Source organism: Mycoplasma sp. Z386 (assembly GCF_054343375.1).
Window position 1 is genome coordinate 24740 of record NZ_JBTGVC010000003.1, and the last position, 20684, is coordinate 45423.

Annotated in this window: 16 protein-coding genes and 1 rRNA gene; 1 reads left to right on the top strand and 16 read right to left on the bottom strand. The window is 22.1% G+C overall.

Features of this window, described 5'->3' with window-relative positions; translation table 4 throughout:
• Nucleotides 1–48: 48 nt before the first annotated feature.
• From ACXX85_RS00875 to ACXX85_RS00935, 13 genes are all read right to left on the bottom strand, one after another.
• On the bottom strand, nt 49–1560 hold the full coding sequence (locus tag ACXX85_RS00875) for an APC family permease (RefSeq protein ID WP_458560386.1): 1512 nt from the start codon (nt 1558–1560) through the stop codon (nt 49–51).
• Nucleotides 1561–1817: 257 nt separating this feature from the next.
• Nucleotides 1818–2663 (bottom strand): DNA-binding protein WhiA, encoded by an 846-nt coding sequence (gene whiA / locus ACXX85_RS00880; RefSeq protein ID WP_458560387.1) that lies wholly within the window; start codon nt 2661–2663, stop codon nt 1818–1820.
• Nucleotides 2664–2698: 35 nt separating this feature from the next.
• Nucleotides 2699–2804: ribosomal RNA gene (rrf, locus tag ACXX85_RS00885) — 5S ribosomal RNA — on the bottom strand.
• A gap of 66 nt (nt 2805–2870) precedes the next feature.
• Nucleotides 2871–5735, bottom strand: coding sequence for an SGNH/GDSL hydrolase family protein (locus ACXX85_RS00890; protein ID WP_458560388.1), 2865 nt, complete (start codon nt 5733–5735; stop codon nt 2871–2873).
• A 103-nt stretch (nt 5736–5838) separates the two neighbouring features.
• Complete coding sequence (locus ACXX85_RS00895) at nt 5839–7365, bottom strand: GIY-YIG nuclease family protein (RefSeq protein ID WP_458559391.1); 1527 nt, start codon at nt 7363–7365, stop codon at nt 5839–5841.
• Nucleotides 7366–7374: 9 nt separating this feature from the next.
• Nucleotides 7375–8031, bottom strand: coding sequence for a chromate transporter (locus ACXX85_RS00900; protein ID WP_436358672.1), 657 nt, complete (start codon nt 8029–8031; stop codon nt 7375–7377).
• The gene (locus ACXX85_RS00905) at nt 8031–8600 is read right to left on the bottom strand and encodes a chromate transporter (RefSeq protein WP_436358673.1); all 570 of its coding nucleotides are present in this window, start codon (nt 8598–8600) and stop codon (nt 8031–8033) included. Before ACXX85_RS00905 ends, ACXX85_RS00900 begins: the two co-directional genes overlap by 1 nt.
• Before the next feature lie 124 nt (nt 8601–8724).
• Nucleotides 8725–10788: a ribonuclease R gene (gene rnr / locus ACXX85_RS00910; protein ID WP_458560389.1), complete on the bottom strand. Its 2064-nt coding sequence runs from the start codon at nt 10786–10788 to the stop codon at nt 8725–8727.
• Nucleotides 10789–10790: 2 nt separating this feature from the next.
• Nucleotides 10791–11021, bottom strand: coding sequence for a preprotein translocase subunit SecG (gene secG, locus ACXX85_RS00915; RefSeq protein ID WP_436358675.1), 231 nt, complete (start codon nt 11019–11021; stop codon nt 10791–10793).
• A 218-nt stretch (nt 11022–11239) separates the two neighbouring features.
• Nucleotides 11240–14059: a DUF262 domain-containing protein gene (locus ACXX85_RS00920; protein ID WP_436358676.1), complete on the bottom strand. Its 2820-nt coding sequence runs from the start codon at nt 14057–14059 to the stop codon at nt 11240–11242.
• Nucleotides 14052–15278: a DNA (cytosine-5-)-methyltransferase gene (gene dcm / locus ACXX85_RS00925; protein WP_436358677.1), complete on the bottom strand. Its 1227-nt coding sequence runs from the start codon at nt 15276–15278 to the stop codon at nt 14052–14054. Before dcm ends, ACXX85_RS00920 begins: the two co-directional genes overlap by 8 nt.
• Complete coding sequence (locus tag ACXX85_RS00930; protein WP_436358678.1) at nt 15268–15507, bottom strand: hypothetical protein; 240 nt, start codon at nt 15505–15507, stop codon at nt 15268–15270. The genes dcm and ACXX85_RS00930 overlap by 11 nt, the downstream gene beginning before the upstream one ends.
• 74 nt (nt 15508–15581) lie before the next feature.
• The gene (locus tag ACXX85_RS00935) at nt 15582–15737 is read right to left on the bottom strand and encodes a hypothetical protein (RefSeq protein ID WP_436358679.1); all 156 of its coding nucleotides are present in this window, start codon (nt 15735–15737) and stop codon (nt 15582–15584) included.
• Between the two features lie 113 nt (nt 15738–15850).
• Here ACXX85_RS00935 and fmt point away from each other — a divergent pair, with 113 nt between their 5' ends.
• Complete coding sequence (fmt, locus tag ACXX85_RS00940; RefSeq protein WP_436358680.1) at nt 15851–16690, top strand: methionyl-tRNA formyltransferase; 840 nt, start codon at nt 15851–15853, stop codon at nt 16688–16690.
• Between the two features lie 23 nt (nt 16691–16713).
• On the opposite strand, the gene ACXX85_RS00945 is transcribed toward fmt, so the two are convergent.
• From ACXX85_RS00945 to ACXX85_RS00955, 3 genes are read right to left on the bottom strand one after another with little or no spacing between them, the layout of a single operon-like run.
• The gene (locus tag ACXX85_RS00945) at nt 16714–17724 is read right to left on the bottom strand and encodes a hypothetical protein (protein ID WP_458560390.1); all 1011 of its coding nucleotides are present in this window, start codon (nt 17722–17724) and stop codon (nt 16714–16716) included.
• Between the two features lies 1 nt (nt 17725).
• Nucleotides 17726–19537: a S8 family serine peptidase gene (locus ACXX85_RS00950; RefSeq protein WP_458560391.1), complete on the bottom strand. Its 1812-nt coding sequence runs from the start codon at nt 19535–19537 to the stop codon at nt 17726–17728.
• Between the two features lie 24 nt (nt 19538–19561).
• The gene (locus ACXX85_RS00955; RefSeq protein ID WP_458560392.1) at nt 19562–20575 is read right to left on the bottom strand and encodes a hypothetical protein; all 1014 of its coding nucleotides are present in this window, start codon (nt 20573–20575) and stop codon (nt 19562–19564) included.
• Nucleotides 20576–20684: the final 109 nt, after the last annotated feature.

Genomic DNA, 20684 nt, shown 5'->3' on the forward strand with positions numbered 1-20684 from the left:
ATATTATAAAAATGACTAAATATAAGAAAAAAATCGGTTTGTAACCGATTAATTTTCTGCTTCATATTCTTGTAATTTTAACTTCATTTCTTCTAAAATATTTCTTTTGAAAACTTTTTTCTCTAAGAAAATATTTAAATATAAAGAACCAATACAGAATCCTAAAAATAAGAAATAAACTAAAACAGGAACTCATTTATATATTAAATTTCCATTGTCTCTAAATAAACCTCATGAAGATTTAAAATCAGGGTTAAATAAATCTGAAAAAATTGTATATAAATAAACTACTTCTACAAAAGCAATACCTACAACAGAAATTACAGAAAATGTATAAAATAAATAACTATTTAATTTCTTAGTTTCTGTAATTTTATTTCTTTTTATTAAATATGAACCAATTACAAATCCATATATACCAAAAAAGAAAACTGTAGGATAATTTGTTGCTCCATCTATTCAACTATCCATTTTTAAAACCACTGAAGGTACTAAAATCAAGATAGCTCAAAAAGTTAAAATGATTGCATTGTATATTAATTCTGTTTTTTTAGCACCTATTTTTCTTTTTAGTGCATATGAACCAAAAAATAAATTTAAGTCAATTGCACTATATGTTTCACTAATAAATGCTAATGTTATTCCGTTTATTACTCCAAAAGTTGATATTAAAATAAAGAACACTACAGATGGAATAATATATTTAGATACAGTTTTTGGTAATGTATCTGCTAAAACTGTTCAAACAATACCGCTATTATGTAAAATGGATGACACAGCAATTAAAGTATATAAAATAACTATAAGAGTCATTCCAAATAAAATTACAAAAGGTAAATTTTTAGATGCATTTTTCATTTTGTTTCTTACAGAACCGGCAACTAAAAAAGCATCATAAGAAAAGAGAACTGCAGGAATTGCGACAATCATTCCTTTTAATCCAAAAGGTGCTTTCCCTTCAAAATCTAAAAACGCATTTACTCCACCTTCTGAATTATGAGTGTCAAAAAACGCAATTCCCACAACAACAGCAACTATTAAAGGAATAAATTTTGTAAATGTTACTACTGTTTGTATTATTCCGCTTGTTCTAATAGATAAATGATTTAAAGCTAAAAATAGAACAGAGAATAATAAACCTACTACAACAATTACTCAAAATGGAATTTTACCAAACTCCAAACTTGTTATTCCTGATAAGAAAAAGAAAAATATTTCTGATCCAAAAATACCTAAAACACTAGTTAATAACCCATAATAAAAAAGTGAATATAAAAATGATACTCCATACCCTGCTTTTACACCATAAATTTTATAAGCTCAACTAGATAAACCTGTTAATTTAGTTTTTCTGAAACTTCCTATTTCAGAAAAACTAAGAGCTGCACCAAGTGAAATAACTCCACCAATAATTCAACTCAATAATCAAGCTAATCCATTATTTCCGGTTGCTTTAGCTACTGATGCGTTTTTGAAGAATATTCCTATTCCCACAACAGAACCAATAAGCAACATCAATGAAACAAATAAGCCAATTTTTCTTACTGATTTTTCTTGCATAAAATCTCCTTATTATTTTTTATTATATAAAAGAGAAAAACTCCTACTTTTTTAAAAGTAAGAGTTTGTTTTATTCATTATTTTTAAAATAATTTTATTCTCTTACTTAAAAAAGGTATGAAAAAAAGCAATTGCATAAATTTCAATTGAGTTATTTCAGAACATAATAATTGAACTTGATTTGCTCATTTTCATACCCTTCCTAAGTTTATATAACAAATTTATTATATATTATTTTTGACTTTTTTATAAAAATATTATTTTGCTTTATATTTAGACACGATTTGAGCTAATTTTATCGATCAATGATTTAAGCCACCTTTAGTTTTTATTATATTATGCTCTTCTTTTAAAATTTCCACTATTTCATTTAAATGTAAATACGGGAATTTTACTCTTATTTCAAAAAAAATCACTTGATCATCAGTGAGTTGATCTACCAAATTATTTTCTTTTAAAAATAAATAATTTTTTATATCTCTTTGAGAAGCATTTACAAGTCTTTGTTGATTATGAAAGTCTAAATTAGCAAGTCTATTTGCGTTATTTTCAATATCTCTTTCATTTTTCAAATTGAAAAATTTTAAAAAACTAGTGTTTGCTCTAATTGCACTTAAAAAGTCCAAAATATTATTTACTTTCTTTTCATAAATAAAAAATTTATTTTTTCTTTTTTTAGAAATAAAATTAAATTCATAGTTATTTAATTTTTTAATCATTAAATTACCTATTTTCTCTTCAAAATAACTTATTTCAAGATGATAAGAAGTAGAATCTATGCCTGAAATAGTGCCACCACCTAAAAATGCTCCTGCAAAAAAGAAAGCTGGTTCATTAATAACTAATTCTAAATCAATATCTTTTTTTAAAATGATTATTCAGTTTTTATTTTTAATTGAACGATAAAATTTAATCTTAAATTTATCTAATTTTTCCTTTATTTTCATAGAAATATCTGCTCTATTAATTTTTATAACAACTTCTAAATCATTATTATTAAATTGACAATTTGTAAAGATTAAACCTTTTAAGAAGCTTTTAAATTGCTTTTCTTTCATCTTGTTTTCAATTAATTCCATTTTTATTTCATGAGTAAATGACATAAAACCTCCTTTATATCTATAAAAAAGCAAAAAAAAAGCAGCAACTCCCTATTTTCCCATCTCTGGTATCTTCGGCGTAAAAGGTCTTAACTACTGAGTTCGGAATGGTATCAGGTGATCCCCTTTGCTATGGTCGCTTGTATATATATTACCACAATTTTAAAAATAGTCAATAATTTTTTTATTTTTTTTACTTGTATAAGCAAACTATTTGTTTAAATCTGGTTTTCCTTGTTTAATAAATTTAAATAGATTTTCTCTTCATTTAATATTGTGCTTGTTAGCTTCAGTATTATAATAAATCATTTTCATTAAATCGTTGTTATGAATTGATTTGGCTGAATCACCAAAAAATGATGAATATCTATTTCCAAATATTGAAGTTATTAATGTCTGTTGCTCTTTTGACTTTCCTGCTAAGGAATTATATATACTTTTTTCTATATTGAATGGTGAAGAAGAATAGTAAATAATATAGTGAAAAGAACTTTCTCTTGCATAAGTTTCATATGCATATCATAAAATTAATCCTGAAAATCTATATAGAAATTTTCTATATGGATTGTCCAATTCATTAACATTTGGATGAGTCTTTTTAAACTCTTTATATTTTTCAAATGCTTTTGTTGAAATTAAAGTAATTTTTGAAACTAAAGAATCACCGCTTAATTTAGTAATATCACTTATACTTAAACTTGTTCTTTTTTTTGTGTCAGGATCATTATTTATATTATTTAAATAATAAAAGAATAGATTCTTTTCTTTTGTTAAGTTTTCGGTGTTGCTAAATGGAGAATTTTCTATTATTACATTGAAAAAGTTAACAAAATTTTCTATTGAAATATCGCCAGTTTCTATTAATTTAAAAAAATCTGCTAATTTAGTTAAATCACCAGTTAGTGAATTGAAATCCAAAATACTAATTACTTTTTCAAAAGAAAAGTTATTAAAACTCAACTCTCCTTTAACAAAAGAATCTATTAATTTATCAATATTTTGTAAAACTAAATCAATTTTATCGACAGAACCTATTAAATCAGTTATAAAAGGTAAAATATTTTCCTTGTTTTCTTGAGGATTTTCTAAATTTAGTTTTTGTTCTATAGTATTAGATATAACATTTAAAATGGTTTCATTGTTTTTTAAGGATTTAATAATATTTATTAAATTGGTTTTGAATTCTTCTTTATGGTTTTCTAAATAAACTACAAATAAAGAATTAAAATCATTAATTGAATCATAATGATTTTCATTTATAATAAAATCATTTAATATATCTGAAATTACTTTAATAAAGGATTTTTCCTTTGTTAAAGTTAAAATTGTTGCTTTATTTTCTTTTAAATTTACTAAGTTTAACTTGTCCAGATTTTCTAAAATAAAGGTTGTTGCAAAATTAGTTAATGCAGTTAATTTATTCTTATTTTTTATAGCAAAATCAGATTTTAAAAATTGTTTTAAAATTCTTAAAATAAATTTTTGATCTTTAAATATTGTTTTTAATTCTTCTAATAACAATTTAGAAGTTATTATTTGTGTACCTTCTATGCCATTTAAATCTAAATCATTTTCATCAAAATATTTTTGTAGTTTTAAAATTACAACATCTATAAAATCGGTTCTTAAAAACTCTTCCATTAATTTAAATATAAATGTTTTATTTTCTTCTGTTTTTTCATTAAAAAGTTCTACAATTTCATCATTTATTCCGTATTTTTCCTTTATTTTAGAAATAAACGAATTTATTATTTGATTAGTTAAATGGTGATTTGCATTAATTCAATTTAAGACTATTCTTTTCATTGAAAAGAGTTTGCTTTTTTCTTTATTTAATTCTGTTTGATAATTTGATTTTTCTAAAATCTCATCATTAAATAGTTTGGAATTTGAAATTATTTTAACTATCTCTTCGTTATTTTTTGAAAAATCAAAAATTTTATGAAAAGCATTTTTATCTTTATCTATATAGTTTTCATCTCAATTCTTAACTAAACTATAGTTTTTATCTATGTCATTTAGAGATAATTTTAAAATAATATCTTGAGCCATTTTTTTATATCCTAATTCTGTTGGATGAATATCAAAAATAGATTTTGCTCATTTATCATTATTAGATTTTCAATCATCTTCATCAAAAGTTTCAATATAATTAATTTTAGTTTCAATTGCTACTTTTTTAGAGACTGCATTAATGGAATCTAAAATTTGGTTACTTAAATTAACTTTTTCCTGTGCTATTGAACTAAAAAAATGATCAATTATATTTAATAGTCTCAATAAAGGCATTGGATAACCAACAAGTACAATTTCTGTTTTACTGTTTATTTCCTTTATTTTAGAGACTAATTTATTTAAATTTACATAATTTTCTTTAGAAATTCTTTCTAAATCTTGTTTTAAATTAAAAATTGCTTCTTTTTGAGTTTCTTTATTAAATAACTTTTCTAAGTTATTAAAATTTAAAGAACCAAATAAATCATTAGCCCCTAAACTTATTGTTATAAGATTAGATTCCTTTATTTTATTTTTTAAATTTTCTAAATTTTCTTTTTGAAAATCACCAAAAGCCTCTTTTATTCTATGTCTAAATGGATTTAGAGAGTCATCATCTCAAGATAAAAGAAATTGAAAATAACCTTTTTCTGCTTTAAGATTATAGTTTGCATTAGGTGCATCTAGTAAATATAATCAATCTACTATTCTTGTACCTGATAAAGCATAGTTATTAAACTGGTGTATTGCATTTGGTTTTAATTTGTTTATATAATTTGCTAAAAAAGCAGGAAAACTTAATCCTTCAATTTGATTATTTTTTAAATCTCCTGCAATTTCAAAACCGTATTCACTATTGAAACCGGCACTAATGGAATCTCCAATAGCTAAATAATTAATATTGTCTTTTAATAAATCTTTTTGATCATTATTAGTAATCTTAGTTTTTTGTGAGTTATTACTATTATCAGATTTATTTAAGTTTTGTTGAACATATAAAACGCTCGGGATTGTTATAACTGCTACAGATAATGTCAACCCTGTAGAAGCTCCTAATATGATTTTTGTTTTCTTTTTCATATTACCTCCTTGAGTTGCAAAAATAATACCATAAGAAAAAAATAAAATTAAAAAAATAAAGAAAATGTATAAAAATCTTATACATTTTTATCTATAAATAGCTTTAATTGAATTTTTTTAACTTTATTGCGTTTCTGTAATTTTTTGCAGTTTTGTCTACTTTTTCCTGTATTTTAGAAAGAAAAAGAAATAAGTATTCACTTACATTTATTTGATTATCTTTATAATCTACTAAGTATTTTGTTCTATGATGTTCATCTTTTTTAAGACCAAAAACTTGTATAGATAAAGAGTTTTTAAATAGAATTTTATCTATTGCTGAAATTTGATTTTGGAAACCATCAACTAAAATTAAATCTAGTTCTAAATGAGAAAATTTTTCTAAATATTTTTGAAAACCTTGTTTCATAAAATCGACATCAGAGTTTGATTTACTATTTTTATGAACATAGAAAAAGTTTAGATCTTCAATGTTTTCAGTCTTATTATAATAAAGAATAGAAGTGACTGGAACTTTATCTAATTCAAAAGAATTATCAATAATAATAAAATTTTCTAATTTTTGTAATTGTAATTTCTCTTTTAATTCTAAAATAATAAAATCTTGATTTTGATTTTTAATTTCATCGATTTTAGATATTCTATTTTTATTGTGAGATTCTGCATTTTCACAAGCTAATTTAAATTGTCCTTTTTTTGCTATTTGGATTTTTTTATCCAAATTAATTAAATTAAAATCTATATTTGAAAAATTAGCACCTAAAACTATTTTTTTAGGAATTATATTTTCTTTATAATACTCATTAATAAAATTTGCTATAAAAAGGTTTTTATCTGTATTTTTGTCAAATTTATCATCTATAATGCTTAACAAAGATCCTGCACGATAAATAAAAATTGTAGTAAAAAAGAATTTTTCAGTTTCTTGAATATCAAAAATATCAACATCGTATTCGATATTTAATTCTATAGTCTGTTTCTCATTAAGATTTTTCTCTAATTTATCTATAAATTTTTTAATTTCTAAAGCTAATTCTAACTTTACATCATCAAACTTATAAATTTCATATTTCTCTTTTAATTCCTTTATAAAAAAGGACATTTTGTTTGATAATAACTTTTTTATTTGAAAAAAAGTAGAGTTTAGAGATTCTTCATTTCATTGATCTTCTTTTATTTTAAGTCCATCTTTATATAAAAACATTTTTTCAATTAGATTTTGAATTTCTCTAAAACCGTAACTAGGTGGAAGTGGTCCAAAGTGATATAAATTCTTTCCTTCTTTAAAGTTATTTTCTCTTAAAATAGAGATTTTTTTATCTTTTTTAACTACTAAATAAGGATATTTTTTATTATTTTTTAAAAGAATATTATATTTTGGTTTTTTTTCATTAATTAATCTGGTTTCTAAAATTAAAGAATCTTTTTCGCTATTAGTTTCAATGATTTCAAAATCCCTGATTTCTTCTACCATTTTATAAGTATAACGAGAATTGATGCTACCTTTAAAGTATTGCATCATTCTGTTTCTCAAATTCTTAGCTTTACCTATATATATGATTTCATTTTTTTCATTTTTTCACAAATAAACTCCAGGTTTAGTTGTAACTTTTTTTACTTTTGTTAACACTTTTCTCCTTTACAATCAAGGTTCAAAAACAATAAATGCAGTTATTATAGAAATTAAAATTAATAAAAATACGGGTTTTTTCTTTATATTTCACACTATAGAAATAATTATAAAAAATATAGAATAAATTATTAATGCTATAAACCTTCATCCACTAAAAAACGAACTTTTTTCTGTTGATTTTACACCAAAATATCTTAAATTAGTATCATTAAAATAAATATTTGGAAATGTAATGCTTATAAATAATTGAATAGCAAGAGCAAATAAAATTCCTGCTAAAACTGGATTTAAATATTTTATAACTTTAGATAAATATTTATTTTTTTCTGTATTTTTTATTAATTTTACAGATAAAATCATTAAAAATATAGAAGGAAGACAAAAAATTAAATATGTAAAAAAACTTATTATTCATCCTCATCATTGTCCGTTTGAAACTAAAATACCAGTAAATGCTGCAAATTTGGTAGAAACTACACCGGGAGTAGAATTAGAAATGGTTATAACTGTATCAATTTGATCTTTTGTAATTTCTAGATTGAATGTATTTGATAAAAAATTTCAAAAATTTTCAAAAATAGGTATGAAAACTTGACCACCACCAAAAACAATTAAACCTATTATTAGTACTCCTAAAAAACAAGCTAAAATAGCTAAAATCATTATTTTTTCCCCTTTTTAACTCTAATAAATTCAACTATAAATACTATAAAAATAACTAATACTAAAGGAATTGCTGGTATATTAAAAGGACTTGGAGCAAACAAACAAAATGATAATGTTAGTATAAAAAGTGGAATTCAAATTGGTAAGCTTAATGTTTTAAAACTTGTTTTTAAATATCTATAAGCAAATGCTATTATTGTTCCAATTAATACAGGAATAACTGCTGCATTAATTACATATAAATATTTATTAGGTAAAAATGTTGTTAAAAAATAAAGAAGCATTGCCATAATAACGTGTGGCATTATTGCTAAAAGTGTAACTATCATTCCTTTTATTTTACCTAGTTTTACTATGGAAATATAAGATAACATTTCTATAACCGCTGGCCCAGGAATTAAATTAACAGCAACAATTCCATCATTAAATTCTTTTTCAGTTATTCATCCATATTGATCAACTGCATATTTTTTTATTATTGGCATTAGTGCATTTCCGCCACCAAAACCAATAAAAGTACATTTAATAATAAATAAAAAAACTTTTCAAAATTCCTTACTTTTCATAACATAAATTTTACATTTTTTTAAATCTCTGTTATATTTTTTTTAAAAAAAATACTTTTATAAAGGATTTATAGGTATAAAAGGATTTTTTACAAAAATTTCAAAATAAAAGCATAGTATAAAACTATGCTAAAATTGCGTTTATTTTTCCTTCAAATTTAGAAACAGATTCTATTTTTATATTTACAAAATCACCAACTTTATATGTTATTTTTTGATTAGATAAAAATAACTCATTTTCATCAACTTCAAATCCTTCCCCAGGTAAAGCGGAAACGTGAACTAATGCACTTGTTCCAGTTTCTAATTCAACAAAAAAACCAAATTTTTTAACTGAAACTATTTGTGCTTTAAATTCTTTATTATTGATTTTGTCTTCATAAAATTCTGCCATTTTTATTCCAAGAACTTCTCTTTCTAAAGAAATAGCGCTTTGTTCACTTAAAGAATTTTTTAAAGAAATTTCTTGTAATTCATTTTTGTATGCTTCGATTTTTTCTGTATTTTTTAAAAATACTAGTTCTCTAAGTAATCTATGAACTATCAAATCTGGGTATCTACGAATAGGACTTGTGAAGTGTGTATAATATTCTGAAGCAAGTCCGAAATGACCAACATTTTTTTCTGAATAAATTGCTTTTTGCATAGTTCTTAATAAATTAATTTTTATAAAGTTATCAAAATTAATTTTTTTAATTTTTTCCATTGCTTTGGCAAATTCCTTCGGTTCTTCTGTTAAAGGAATAGTTACATTTATATTTAATAGTTTTAAAACATGGTTAAAAGCATTTATTTTTTCAACATCTGGTGCTGGATGGATTCTATAAATAAAAGGAAAATTCTTTTTAGTCATAAATTCTGCAACATTTTCGTTAGCTCTTACCATGAAATCTTCTATCATGTTTTCACTTTCATTTCTTTCTCTAACTACTATATCAACAGTTTTTCCATTTTTATCTAAAACTACTTTTGATTCTTCGAATTCAAAATCTATAAATCCTTGTTTTACCTTATATTTTCGAATAATTTCTGTTAAATTTTTAGCATTAGTTAATAACTCAGAAATGTTTTTATCAAATTCTTTGTTTTTATTATAAAAATCATTAACTTCTTTGTATGTTAGTCTTTTGTAAGAGTTAATTATGGATGGATAAAATTTCATTCATACATTATTTCCTTTGGAATCAATTTCACATTCCATTGTAATAGTGAATCTATCAACATTAGGATTTAAAGAACAAATACCGTTAGAAAGTTCAAAAGGCAACATTGGAATAACTCTGTCTGCTAAATAAATAGATGTTCCTCTTTTTCTTGCTTCTAAATCTATTGTTTCATTTTCTTTAACATAATAACTTACATCAGCTATATGAACTCCTAAAATATAGTTTCCATTTTCAAGTTTTTTTACACTAATAGCATCATCAAAATCTTTAGTATCATCACCATCAATTGTCACTATTATTTCTTTTCTTAAATCAATTCTGTCACTTATATCTTCATTATCAATTGTTTGTGGTAAAAGTTTAGCAGCTAATAAAACATCTTCAGGAAAAATATGTGGTATTTCGCTTTTTTCTATACTTAACTCAATATCTTGAAAAGGTTTATTTAAATCACCGTAGTTTTTAATCAAGTCAATAACTAAATTATTACCTTGTATATCTACTATTTTTACTTTTACTAAATCATTTTCACTAAAAGCGTATTTATTTTTTCATCTAAATCTTGCTTTTAAACGTGGATCTAAAGAAATAAAATCAAAAAAGGAACCATTTTTTTTAATGTAACCATAGTGAAAACTTTTTGATCTTTCAACCACTTTGTTAATTGCACATCATATTTCCCCATCTTTTTCTTCAAAACATGTTGCTTCAACCAAATCCTTGTCCAAAGAGTTGCAAGTATAAACTTTTGGAACAAAGAAATCTTCGGTTTCTGAAACTTTTATAAAGCCAAAACCTTTTGAATTTAAAGAAAATTCTCCTACAATTTTTTTAAATTCATGTTTATAAGAGTATTTTTGATCCTTACAAAACAAATGATTATTTTGCACTGATTTATTTAAAAAAATAGAAAATTCCTTATTTAATTTTCTATCTATTTGCATTTTTTTTACTAATTCTAAAAAAGTTAAAGATTTATTTGTTACTAATGATTGTATTGCTTTTAAATTAAATGTTTTCATTTTTAAAACAACCTAATGACTAAAGAAACTAAAAGTAAAACAAAACCCATTGAAAACATTGTTCATTTTAGTACTTTTTTAAGTCCTCTTTCTTTTGAAACTTTAAATAAATCTAAATCTGAAGAACCAACAAGTGCTCCTGAAAAACCATTAGAGTTAGGAGACATTAAAAGAGAAACTATCATTATAACTAATGAAATTATTACTAAAATTACTGTTAATGCTATTTTCATATTTCTCCTTTTCTTTTAATTTATTATAAATTATAAACAATTTATATTATAAAACTATTAAAAAGTTTAAAAAACTATTTTTAATTAAGAAGAATTTATGAATTTCTCTATTAAAAGCAACTGTTACAAAAATTTTTTTGTTTTTTAGTTAATATTTTTTTGTTACTTTATTAGTATTTATTAAATATTAAAAGGATTAAATCAAATATTCGCTATTTCTATTCATAAAACAATATAGAAATGTAAGCTTCAATGATTTCTTTTGTTCTTTTTTCTCTTTGATTTAATAATTCTAAAAATTCATCTTTACTTGAAATTTTATCAATGTCTAAATTATCTAATTTTGAAATTTGAATTTTATTATTAGTTCATTTTATAGAATTTGATGTTTTCATTTGTTCAAAATCAAGTAGATAAAAATCTGTATTTTGAAAACCTTCAATAGTTTTGTTTTCAATGTTGCTTTCTTTATAGTTTTTCGTTGTTTTATTACTAAATTTAGAGTTATCTTTTCCTAACAATAAAAACCCATTACCAATTAAATTAGTTATTCTCTCTATTTGTTCTCTGTTTATTCCTAATTCAAGTAAGTTTTTCAATGTACTTTGATCTAATTTTTGTGGAAAATTATGTTCATATGTATAAGGAATAAAATCGATACTTTGATATTTTTCTTCTTGTGATTTAAAACCTGTAAAACTCTTTGGAGTTTTTGAATTTTGTAAGCTGTAAATAACTTTTGCAATAATGTTTTTGTATAGTTTGTTATCGCTTTTACTATTTTGTTTTTCATATAAATATTTTCATAATTCATTGATTTTTTCAACAAGTGATAATTTTGTTAAATCAACTATTATTCTTTCTAAAAGTTCATAAAGTTTTGATTCATTTATTAAATTAAAATCTGAATTTAATAAATCATTTTTACAAATTAATTTTATGGAACTAGAAAGCGATTGTCCAGCAAATCTTATTTCTCATAAAGCTGAAAATTTTTCTATTTCAGCTAAATATTTACTAAAAATAACCATTTTTTCTGTATTTTCTTCATTTTCAAATAATTGCAAGTTATATGCTAATGATCAAATTAATTGAGTAAAAATAGTTTTAGAACCAGAATTAGAAATATTATTAATTTGAAAATTAACTTGTTTGTAGTCATAAATTTTTTGCTCATACTCTGTTAAAATGGCATTAAAATTATTTAAATATTTATTATTTTCTTTAATTTCACTATCACTTAATAAAGTAGAGAATTTATTAAAATGTCCAGTAGAACAATATTCAAATTCAATTATATCTTTTCATAGTAATTCCAATTTATCTTCAAATTCAAAATTACTATTATAATATTCAAATAAATTTTCAAATTTATTATAACAATTTGCTATTTCGTCATAAAATTTTTTGTTTGTTCTTTCCAATTCTTCAAATAATCTATATTTTATAAAAACTGCATCTAAAAAATTTGAAATTTTTTTGAGATCTTCATTTCAAACGTTTTTCTGTTTTCGTCTAAAATAAATATTAACAGTTAAATTATATAATTTTATCTTATTCTCTTTTTCATCACGATATATATCAAAAACTTTATTTCTTAGTAAATCAAGCACTCCTAATTTTTTGCTATATTGATTTAAATTTTGAAAAATTTTAGTTACAAAATCATCATCCATAACTTTTATATATGTAGTAATTAAGAATGTTTTATTTAAAATATAATCAATGAAATCTAAAAGAAAATCCTCGTCTTTTTTATCAAATTTCTTAACAATAAGGTTTATTATTTCAAAAGAGTTTTCGTAAAATCTATCCTTTTGTAATTGAGCATCTTTTTTTATAGAATTAAAAATATTTTGCAGACTTAAATAATTACTATCATCTTTTGCAAACTCAGTAATCATTTCTTTTATTTTAGGAATTAAGTGTATTAATTTTTCTTGAGCATTTTCAAAAAATTTATTTTTAGAAAATTTATATAATAAAATAATAATTATTATTAAAGACACCATTCTTTGTTGACCATCTACAATAGAGTTTGTTGTTGCATTTTGAACAATAATTATATTATTTAGAAAACTGAAATCATTTTTTCTTTGCTTAGTATTAATAAAATCATTATAAATAGATTCAAAAAGTCCAATTATAATATTAGAATCTCAAGAATAAGTTCTTTGATATAAAGGTAAAATATATTTTAATTCTTGCGAAGTAAAAATATCTTTAACACTTGTTTTAATGACTTCAAATTCACTTTTGGTTGAATAATTAGAAATTTTTTTAATTGCTTCATCTAAAGAGTTGTCTTCATATCTTACAATATTTTTTTCATAATTATCTATAACTTCATATAAAATAGATAAATAATCTTCTATCCCCGTTATGTTTTTTATGTCAGAAATTATTTTTTCCATATCATCATTATCGATTTCTTTATATAAAAATTCTAATACAAAGTCTTCATAAAATCGTTTTTCATTACCAACTTTTACTAAAGTGTTAAATATGCCTTTAAGTCTATCGTTAAATAATGTTTCATCTGAAACTACTAAAACATTTCATCAAAATTTTGTTTCAATAGAAGAATTCGAAATTTCCTTTTCTTCCTTAATGTCTCTTAATTTATCTATAACAAATTTTTTTATATAATTAGCAAAATTAGATTTTACAAATTTTTTAAGAGCATAGAAATTGTTTGATTCAGTCTTTCTTACATCTATTAATTCTTTATTAATTTTGTAATTATCTCCTATCGGTTCTATAATCCCAAGAGAAGATAAAACATCTAAAATTTGTCTAATTGTAGAGTCTGATTTAGACTTTTTGTCTTTATAAAAGGGGAATTGTGTGTTATTTTTAAATTCAGCTAAAACTTCTTTTTTATCAATTGTTAAAATGATTTCTTCATTTTCATCAACTTCATTAAGTCACTGAAGTACTGTGAAACTTAAATAAGAATAAATATTAGTTCCAATGGTTCAAGTAATAAAATTATTTTCTTTCATTCTGTCTTTTCATCATTTTATGTTTTTATTCATTATCTTGTCCTTTTTCAATGATTTTTATTACCTTAAATAAATTCTCTATTGCTTCTACTACAATAGAATTTCCTGCTTGCCTATAAAGACTTTCTTTTGTGAGAATATTTTTTTCATAGTATGGTTTTAATTTATTAAAATCTTGATCACTAAAACCCATTAATTTATAAGCTTCTCTTGGTGTTATATAACGATAATCTAATTTATGCTCTAAATTGTTTTTATGTTCAATAATTCCAACACAAGGTATTCTGTCTTGAACGGTTGTCAAGGTATTAATAATATAATTTTCACTTTTATTAATAATCTTTTGTGTTTTGACCATTTTTATTCTAGATTTTGTATTATTCATTAAAACATCTAGGTTTTCGCTGTAATTTAAGTCAAAATTAAAGATTTTTTCAAAAACTTTTTTTCTTTGATTTAGGCTTAATTTATTTTTAAATGCAATATTATCTACAAATTCTTTAAAACTTTTATCATCATTAAATGGTGTTTTTATTTCTTTTTTAACACTTAAAGCAAAAACTCTTTCTCTTTTTTGAATAGAACCAGCATTTATGCTGTTAATAGTGGTTGTAAAAGTTTTATAACCAAAATCTTCTAAAACAGAAAGCCATTTTTCATATTCAGGTTTGAATTTTTTACTTAATAGATTTGTTACATTTTCCATTAATAAGTATTTTGGTTTTTTACTTGCTCCTTTTAAAATTCTGTATATTTCTCAAATTAAACTAGAAGTTGATTTATCATCATTAATTCCTTTTGATCTTCCCATATTTGCTATTGATAAACCTTGACAAGGGAAAGAATAAGTTATAAGTTCTATATCTTTTTCTTGAATAATTTTTGGATCTAATTTAGTTATATCAACATTATTGTTTGATAAAATAATCGAAGCAGCTAACAGTTGCTTAAATTCATAGTCTTTAGAAATTATCTTTGCTGGTTTTTTAGAATCTAAAGAAATTGTAAAATTTAATAAAAATTTGTTTATTTCTTCTTCTGAAGTTAAATTATTGTTTTTCAAAATTTTTTTTAATTTTTTATCTAAAGAATTATGAATTAAACCATAAGCAATATTTGCTCTTGCATCTCACTCCACTGTTGAAACAATCTCAAAAATCTTTTTTTCTTTGTTTATTTTTGTTATAGCTTTATGTTGTGCACCAATACCTGCAAATGTTTCAAGAACATTTATTATTTTTTTAGAAGACAAAATCTACCTTAAAATTTTTTATTAAGATTTTTTTATTAAAAACTGATATAGCAAGTATTGTATTTTTGTATATTGAAATATTTTGTAAAAATTTTGCTTTTGGCAATGTTAATAAATAGATACAAAATTTATCTATTAGTTTACTAATTAAATTTCTGTATTTTTCTTTTAATTTACCCATTAAATTAGAAAAAATTGATAAATCTTCTAATTTTTCTTTCTTCTGCATAATTCAATTTTACAAAAAAAAAAAAAAAACAAATCTTTTGGTAAAAAAGACTTGTTTTGTTAGTTTTTCTTTAACTAAAACAGGAAATGATGTCCAAAAATTAAAAGTAAAATTAATCCTATAATCACAGCACCTACTGCTAAAGAAAATAGAAATTTAGCTAGTTTAATTAATCAAACTAATCCAGCTAATCCTAATATTAAAATTATAATAACAATTATTCCGCTCATTTTTTTTATCCTATAATTTAATTATATTACTTTTAGATAAATTAATTCATTTTAAATTAAAATTTTTGTTTCTTTATTTTATAATTTAAAGTAAAGAAAACTAAAGGAGAAAGATGAAAATTGTATTAGCAGGAACTCCAGAATTTGCAGTTCCTATTTTTGAAGAAATTATTAATAATTTTGAAGTGGTTGCAATTATTAGTCAACCAGACAAACCATCAAATAGAGGTTATAAAATTTTACCTACACCTGTAAAAATTTTAGCTAACCAATATAACATAAAGCTATTTCAACCTACAAAAATTTCAGAAATTACGGAAGAATTAAAGAAAATAGACTTTGATATTTTAGTCACTGCTGCTTTTGGACAATGAATTCCTACTTCAGTTTTAAGCATACCTAAAATAGCCGCTATTAATATACATGGTTCCTTACTTCCTAAATATAGAGGTGCTGCTCCTATTCAACACGCTTTATTAAACGGTGATAAAGAAACAGGAGTAACTTTAATGTATATGGTAAAAGAAATGGATGCAGGAGATATGCTTGCAAAAGCAAAATTAGATATAAAAGAAGAAGACACATCAAAAGATTTATTTCATAAACTTTCTTTACTTGCAAAAAATAATATTGTCCAGTGATTAAATAAATTATCTAAAAATGAACTTAAATCTGAAAAACAAGATGACAATCTTGTAGTTTTTTCGCCTAAAATAGAAAAAGAATTTGCTCAAATTTTTTTAAGTGATGATTATATTCAAGCATATAGAAAAATAAAGGCTTTAAACGATAATCCTGGTGCTTTTTATATTAACGAACAAAATAAAAGAGTGAAACTTTTTAGAGCTTCACTCTCTCCTATTAAAAATGCTTTAAAATTAACTTTTATCAACGGGATTTTATATATTTATGAATATCAATATGAAGGTAAAAAAGTTGTAAATGTTCTTTAAATTCTAAATTTTTAATATCTTTATTAATTTTCTAAAATCTTTGATTCTTGTACTAAATGTTTAAAAACTCCTGCATTATCATTAAGTGTTAAATTAATATCATTGATGGAATTATATTCTTTTTCTGAAATATTTACAGGAATAATAAATGAATATTGAAGTAAACGAACTAAAATTCAATTATTTAAAATATACTTTTTAGAAACTCCATAGGGTTCATATACTGGTTCTTCTGCATTGATATAAAAATCTTTTTTTTCTTTTTTTATTGCTGATATTGTTTTTATATTGAAAAAATAATTTTGATTTAATAAATTAATCATTTTTTCATTTTCTGTTTGATTTTCATCTATATCAATAGTTAAATTTATTTTATTTTGATTTTTATCAAAATTTAATGAGTTAAATTTAATTTTTGAAGAAACCAACTTTTGATATTCTGAAAAATCAACTATTGGTTTTACAATATCTGTTGTAATGTTTTTGTTAAAAGGATCGTGTAGATCTTTAGGATGCCCATCAATAAGTCTTGATATTGCAGTACTATAAAAATTTACTAATAATAAATTTTGATTTTCTTTAAATTTCAAATTAATTTTGTTTTTTAAATAATCTTTATTAAGAAGTTTAATTTCTAAGCCCAAATCAGTAGTTTTAATTTCACTACCTATGTTTTGATTTTTATTAATAAATGTATAATCTCTTTTGTTAGATGTAACATTTATTTTTTCTTCTGAATTTTGAGTTTTAGATAATTCTGTTACTTCTTGATAAGGTTTTTCAAAAAAGATTATTTTAGATTCATTATTTGCAAAAATTTCTCTATTTTGTTCATTGTTTAATTGAATAAAATCAATTTTTCAATTATTTTTTAAATCAGCTATATTTTCTAAATTTAAATTATAAAATTCATTTTTTTGTTTTTCTTCTGTTTCTTTTAATTTATTTTCCTCTCTATTTACTTTTTGATTAGAACAGGAAAAAACAATTAAAGGCAAAGAAATAAAAGGGATAATATTTAATAATTTTTTCATTTTAATCAAGTATTGCTCATACTCCTGTTAATCATATTATTTTTGCATTTACATCATTATTTGAAAAAACATTAAGTTTATATTCAGTTGCTAAATCAGAACTTGGTTTTATTATTACTTTAGATACATTTTGCAATCTATTTTCAGGTAAATAAGCAGCTGTACTTTCATAATGACTTAAATGATAAATTTTATAAACTGCAGATGAATCTGCAACTATTTCTACATCCACTGAAACAGTAAAAGGATTTACATATTTTTTTATTTCTTCTTCACTTAATTTATCAAAATTTTCTAATTTATAATATTCATTTTTTTCATGTAAATATGAGTAATTAGAAAATACAACAGTTGTTGGAGATGAAAATTTTAAATTGGAATATAAATAATAATGATGTGTATTTCCATCCGCAACTGGATAACGATAAATATTTAATTTTTTAGCTTTATCTCTAAAATATTTCATTTTTTCTCAACTTATATAACCAAAACCTTCTAAATCGTTATATTGTTCTCAAGAGTTTTTACTTTCAAAACTTGCTGTAAGAATAGCTTTTAATTGAGGTACATAAAATGGTTTTTTGTTTTTTATTTCTAACAACATTGACATACCTAAAAGAACTGGTGTTGAAAAACTTGTTCCAGTTAAATTTTTTTTATTTTTTTCATTAAGAATAGAAATAACAGGTATTTGCATATTATCTGGTCCTAAACCAAGTGGAGAATTTTTATTATTATCAGTTGCATTTTCAGAATAGTACTCAGGTTTTTTAGTATTTATATCATATGCTCCTATTATAAAAGTATTTTTAGATGAAACTAAAGAATTATCTCTTTGATAAAAATTATGATTATTTTCTATTTTATTCAAAATTTTATTATAAATGTCTTTAATATTTTCTGTTATTTTTAAATCTTTAATTTTATTTAATGTAGAAAATATAAAATCTTTATTTTTTATAAAATCTGATCTAAAATTAGAAAATTCTTCTCTTCCATTACCGGCTGAAATAAAAAATTTCATATTATATTTATAAGCATACTCATCTAATAACGATGATTCTCTATCATATATATAATAACTTGTTTCAAAGGAATCTATTTTTTGTAAAAGATTATAAAAAGTTTCTAATTTTTCTTTATCAGGAGAAAAAAGAAAATAATTTTTCAAGTTTATAAAATCTGAAAGATATTCATCTAATTTACTACCATAACTCATATTAACGTAAAAAACATTATTCTTTCTCATAAATTCTAAATTTTTTCTTAATACTTCTACATTATCATATGTTTTTCCATTTCAACCATCTTTTTTTCCTTTAAATGTTGTTGAATAAAAAATAGCATTTTTAAAAAAACCTGAATCACTTCCTAAAATGGAAGCTATTTCTGTAGCATGACTATTTTTTTTATATAATTCAGCAAAAGTTTTTTGCTTATTTTTGTCAGTTTTTTCTAAATCATCTAATTCTTCTTCATTGTAAATTACTTTATCTTTGTTTAGACGATTTTCATTATGGAACAAACTGTAAGTATCAGAATTTCTATATTCCTTTAAAGTTTGTCCATTGTATTTTAGCAAATTTGAATCAACTAAACCTCCATCAATAATTCCAATTTTCACTGGAGCATAACTAAGTTCTTCTTTTTTTATTCCTAAATGATTAAATAAGTTAAAAAACATATCATTATATATTTTAGGATCTCTCTCAATTGTATCAGTAGTTTCCATTTTTGCTGAAACAAAAGTGGTTAGTGTAAAAATAGGAGATACTGATAGTAATATTTTTTTAAATAATTTTTTTCTTTTCATTTTTTCCTCTTTAATTAAATTTTTTTAATATACTCCTGCATTATCATTAAAAATCAAGTTTATGTCTTTTAATGAGTTAAATTCTTTTTCAGTTAAATCAGTTGACACAATAAAAGAATATTGAATTAAACGATTAAAAATTGTTTTTTCTAAAATATAATCTTTAACTAAATGATGCGGTTCAAAAGATTGAATTTTTTGTTGACTTGTTTTACTTCAATTTTTATTTGGCGTATCAATTGAAATGGTTTTTATACTAAAATAATCATTTTGATCTAATAAATTAAAGTTTCTATATTTTAAATTTTGTCCTTTATCAAAATTAATTGAAATTTTTGCTTTCTTTTCAGTTTTATCAAAGTTAAAAGAATTGAATTTAACATTAGAAGCAACTAAATCATAATATTTATAAAAATCAACAATTGGTTTTTCTTTTGTTGTGTCAACCTTATCTTTTTCATTATTCAATCTGTAGTTTAAACTATAATCTATTTTAGATTGTACTCTTCTATATAAATTTACTAAAAGAAAATTTTCTTTTTCTTTTTGTTTAGACCACCAAAAAGAAGTTTTTTCTAAATTCTTTTTATTAAGAAGTTTGATTTCTAAAGCAAAGTCATAATTTTTAATTTGTGAATCAATACTTTCTTCTGAAATTAAAAACTTGTAATTTGCTTTATTTTCTGTAATGTTAAACACTTTAGAGTCAAATTTAGTTTGTTCATATTTTGTTCGATAAGATCAAAATCTGTTTAAATCTAATTCTTTTTCTTCTTTTTTATTAAAAAATATAACTTTTGATGTTTGATTTTGAAAAAGATTATTAGATTGTTCTCTACTTAAGTCTATAAAATCTATGTTATCTTTTTCTCTTAAATCTTCTATTTTATTTAAATTTCAATAATAAAAATCATTGATTTTATCTTCTTTTTGTTCTTCAACTGAAGCTTGGTTAGAACAAGAAATAATAGAAAAAACAGGAATAGTTGTAATAATTGTAGAATATAAAAATTTTCTTTTTATTTTAAATAATTTCATAAACACCTCCTTTATTTAATTATATAACTTATTCATAAATTTTTATTTTACAAAGATAAAAAGTGCATATTTATTTAGAATTTCCTTTATTTAAACATATTTTTGATTT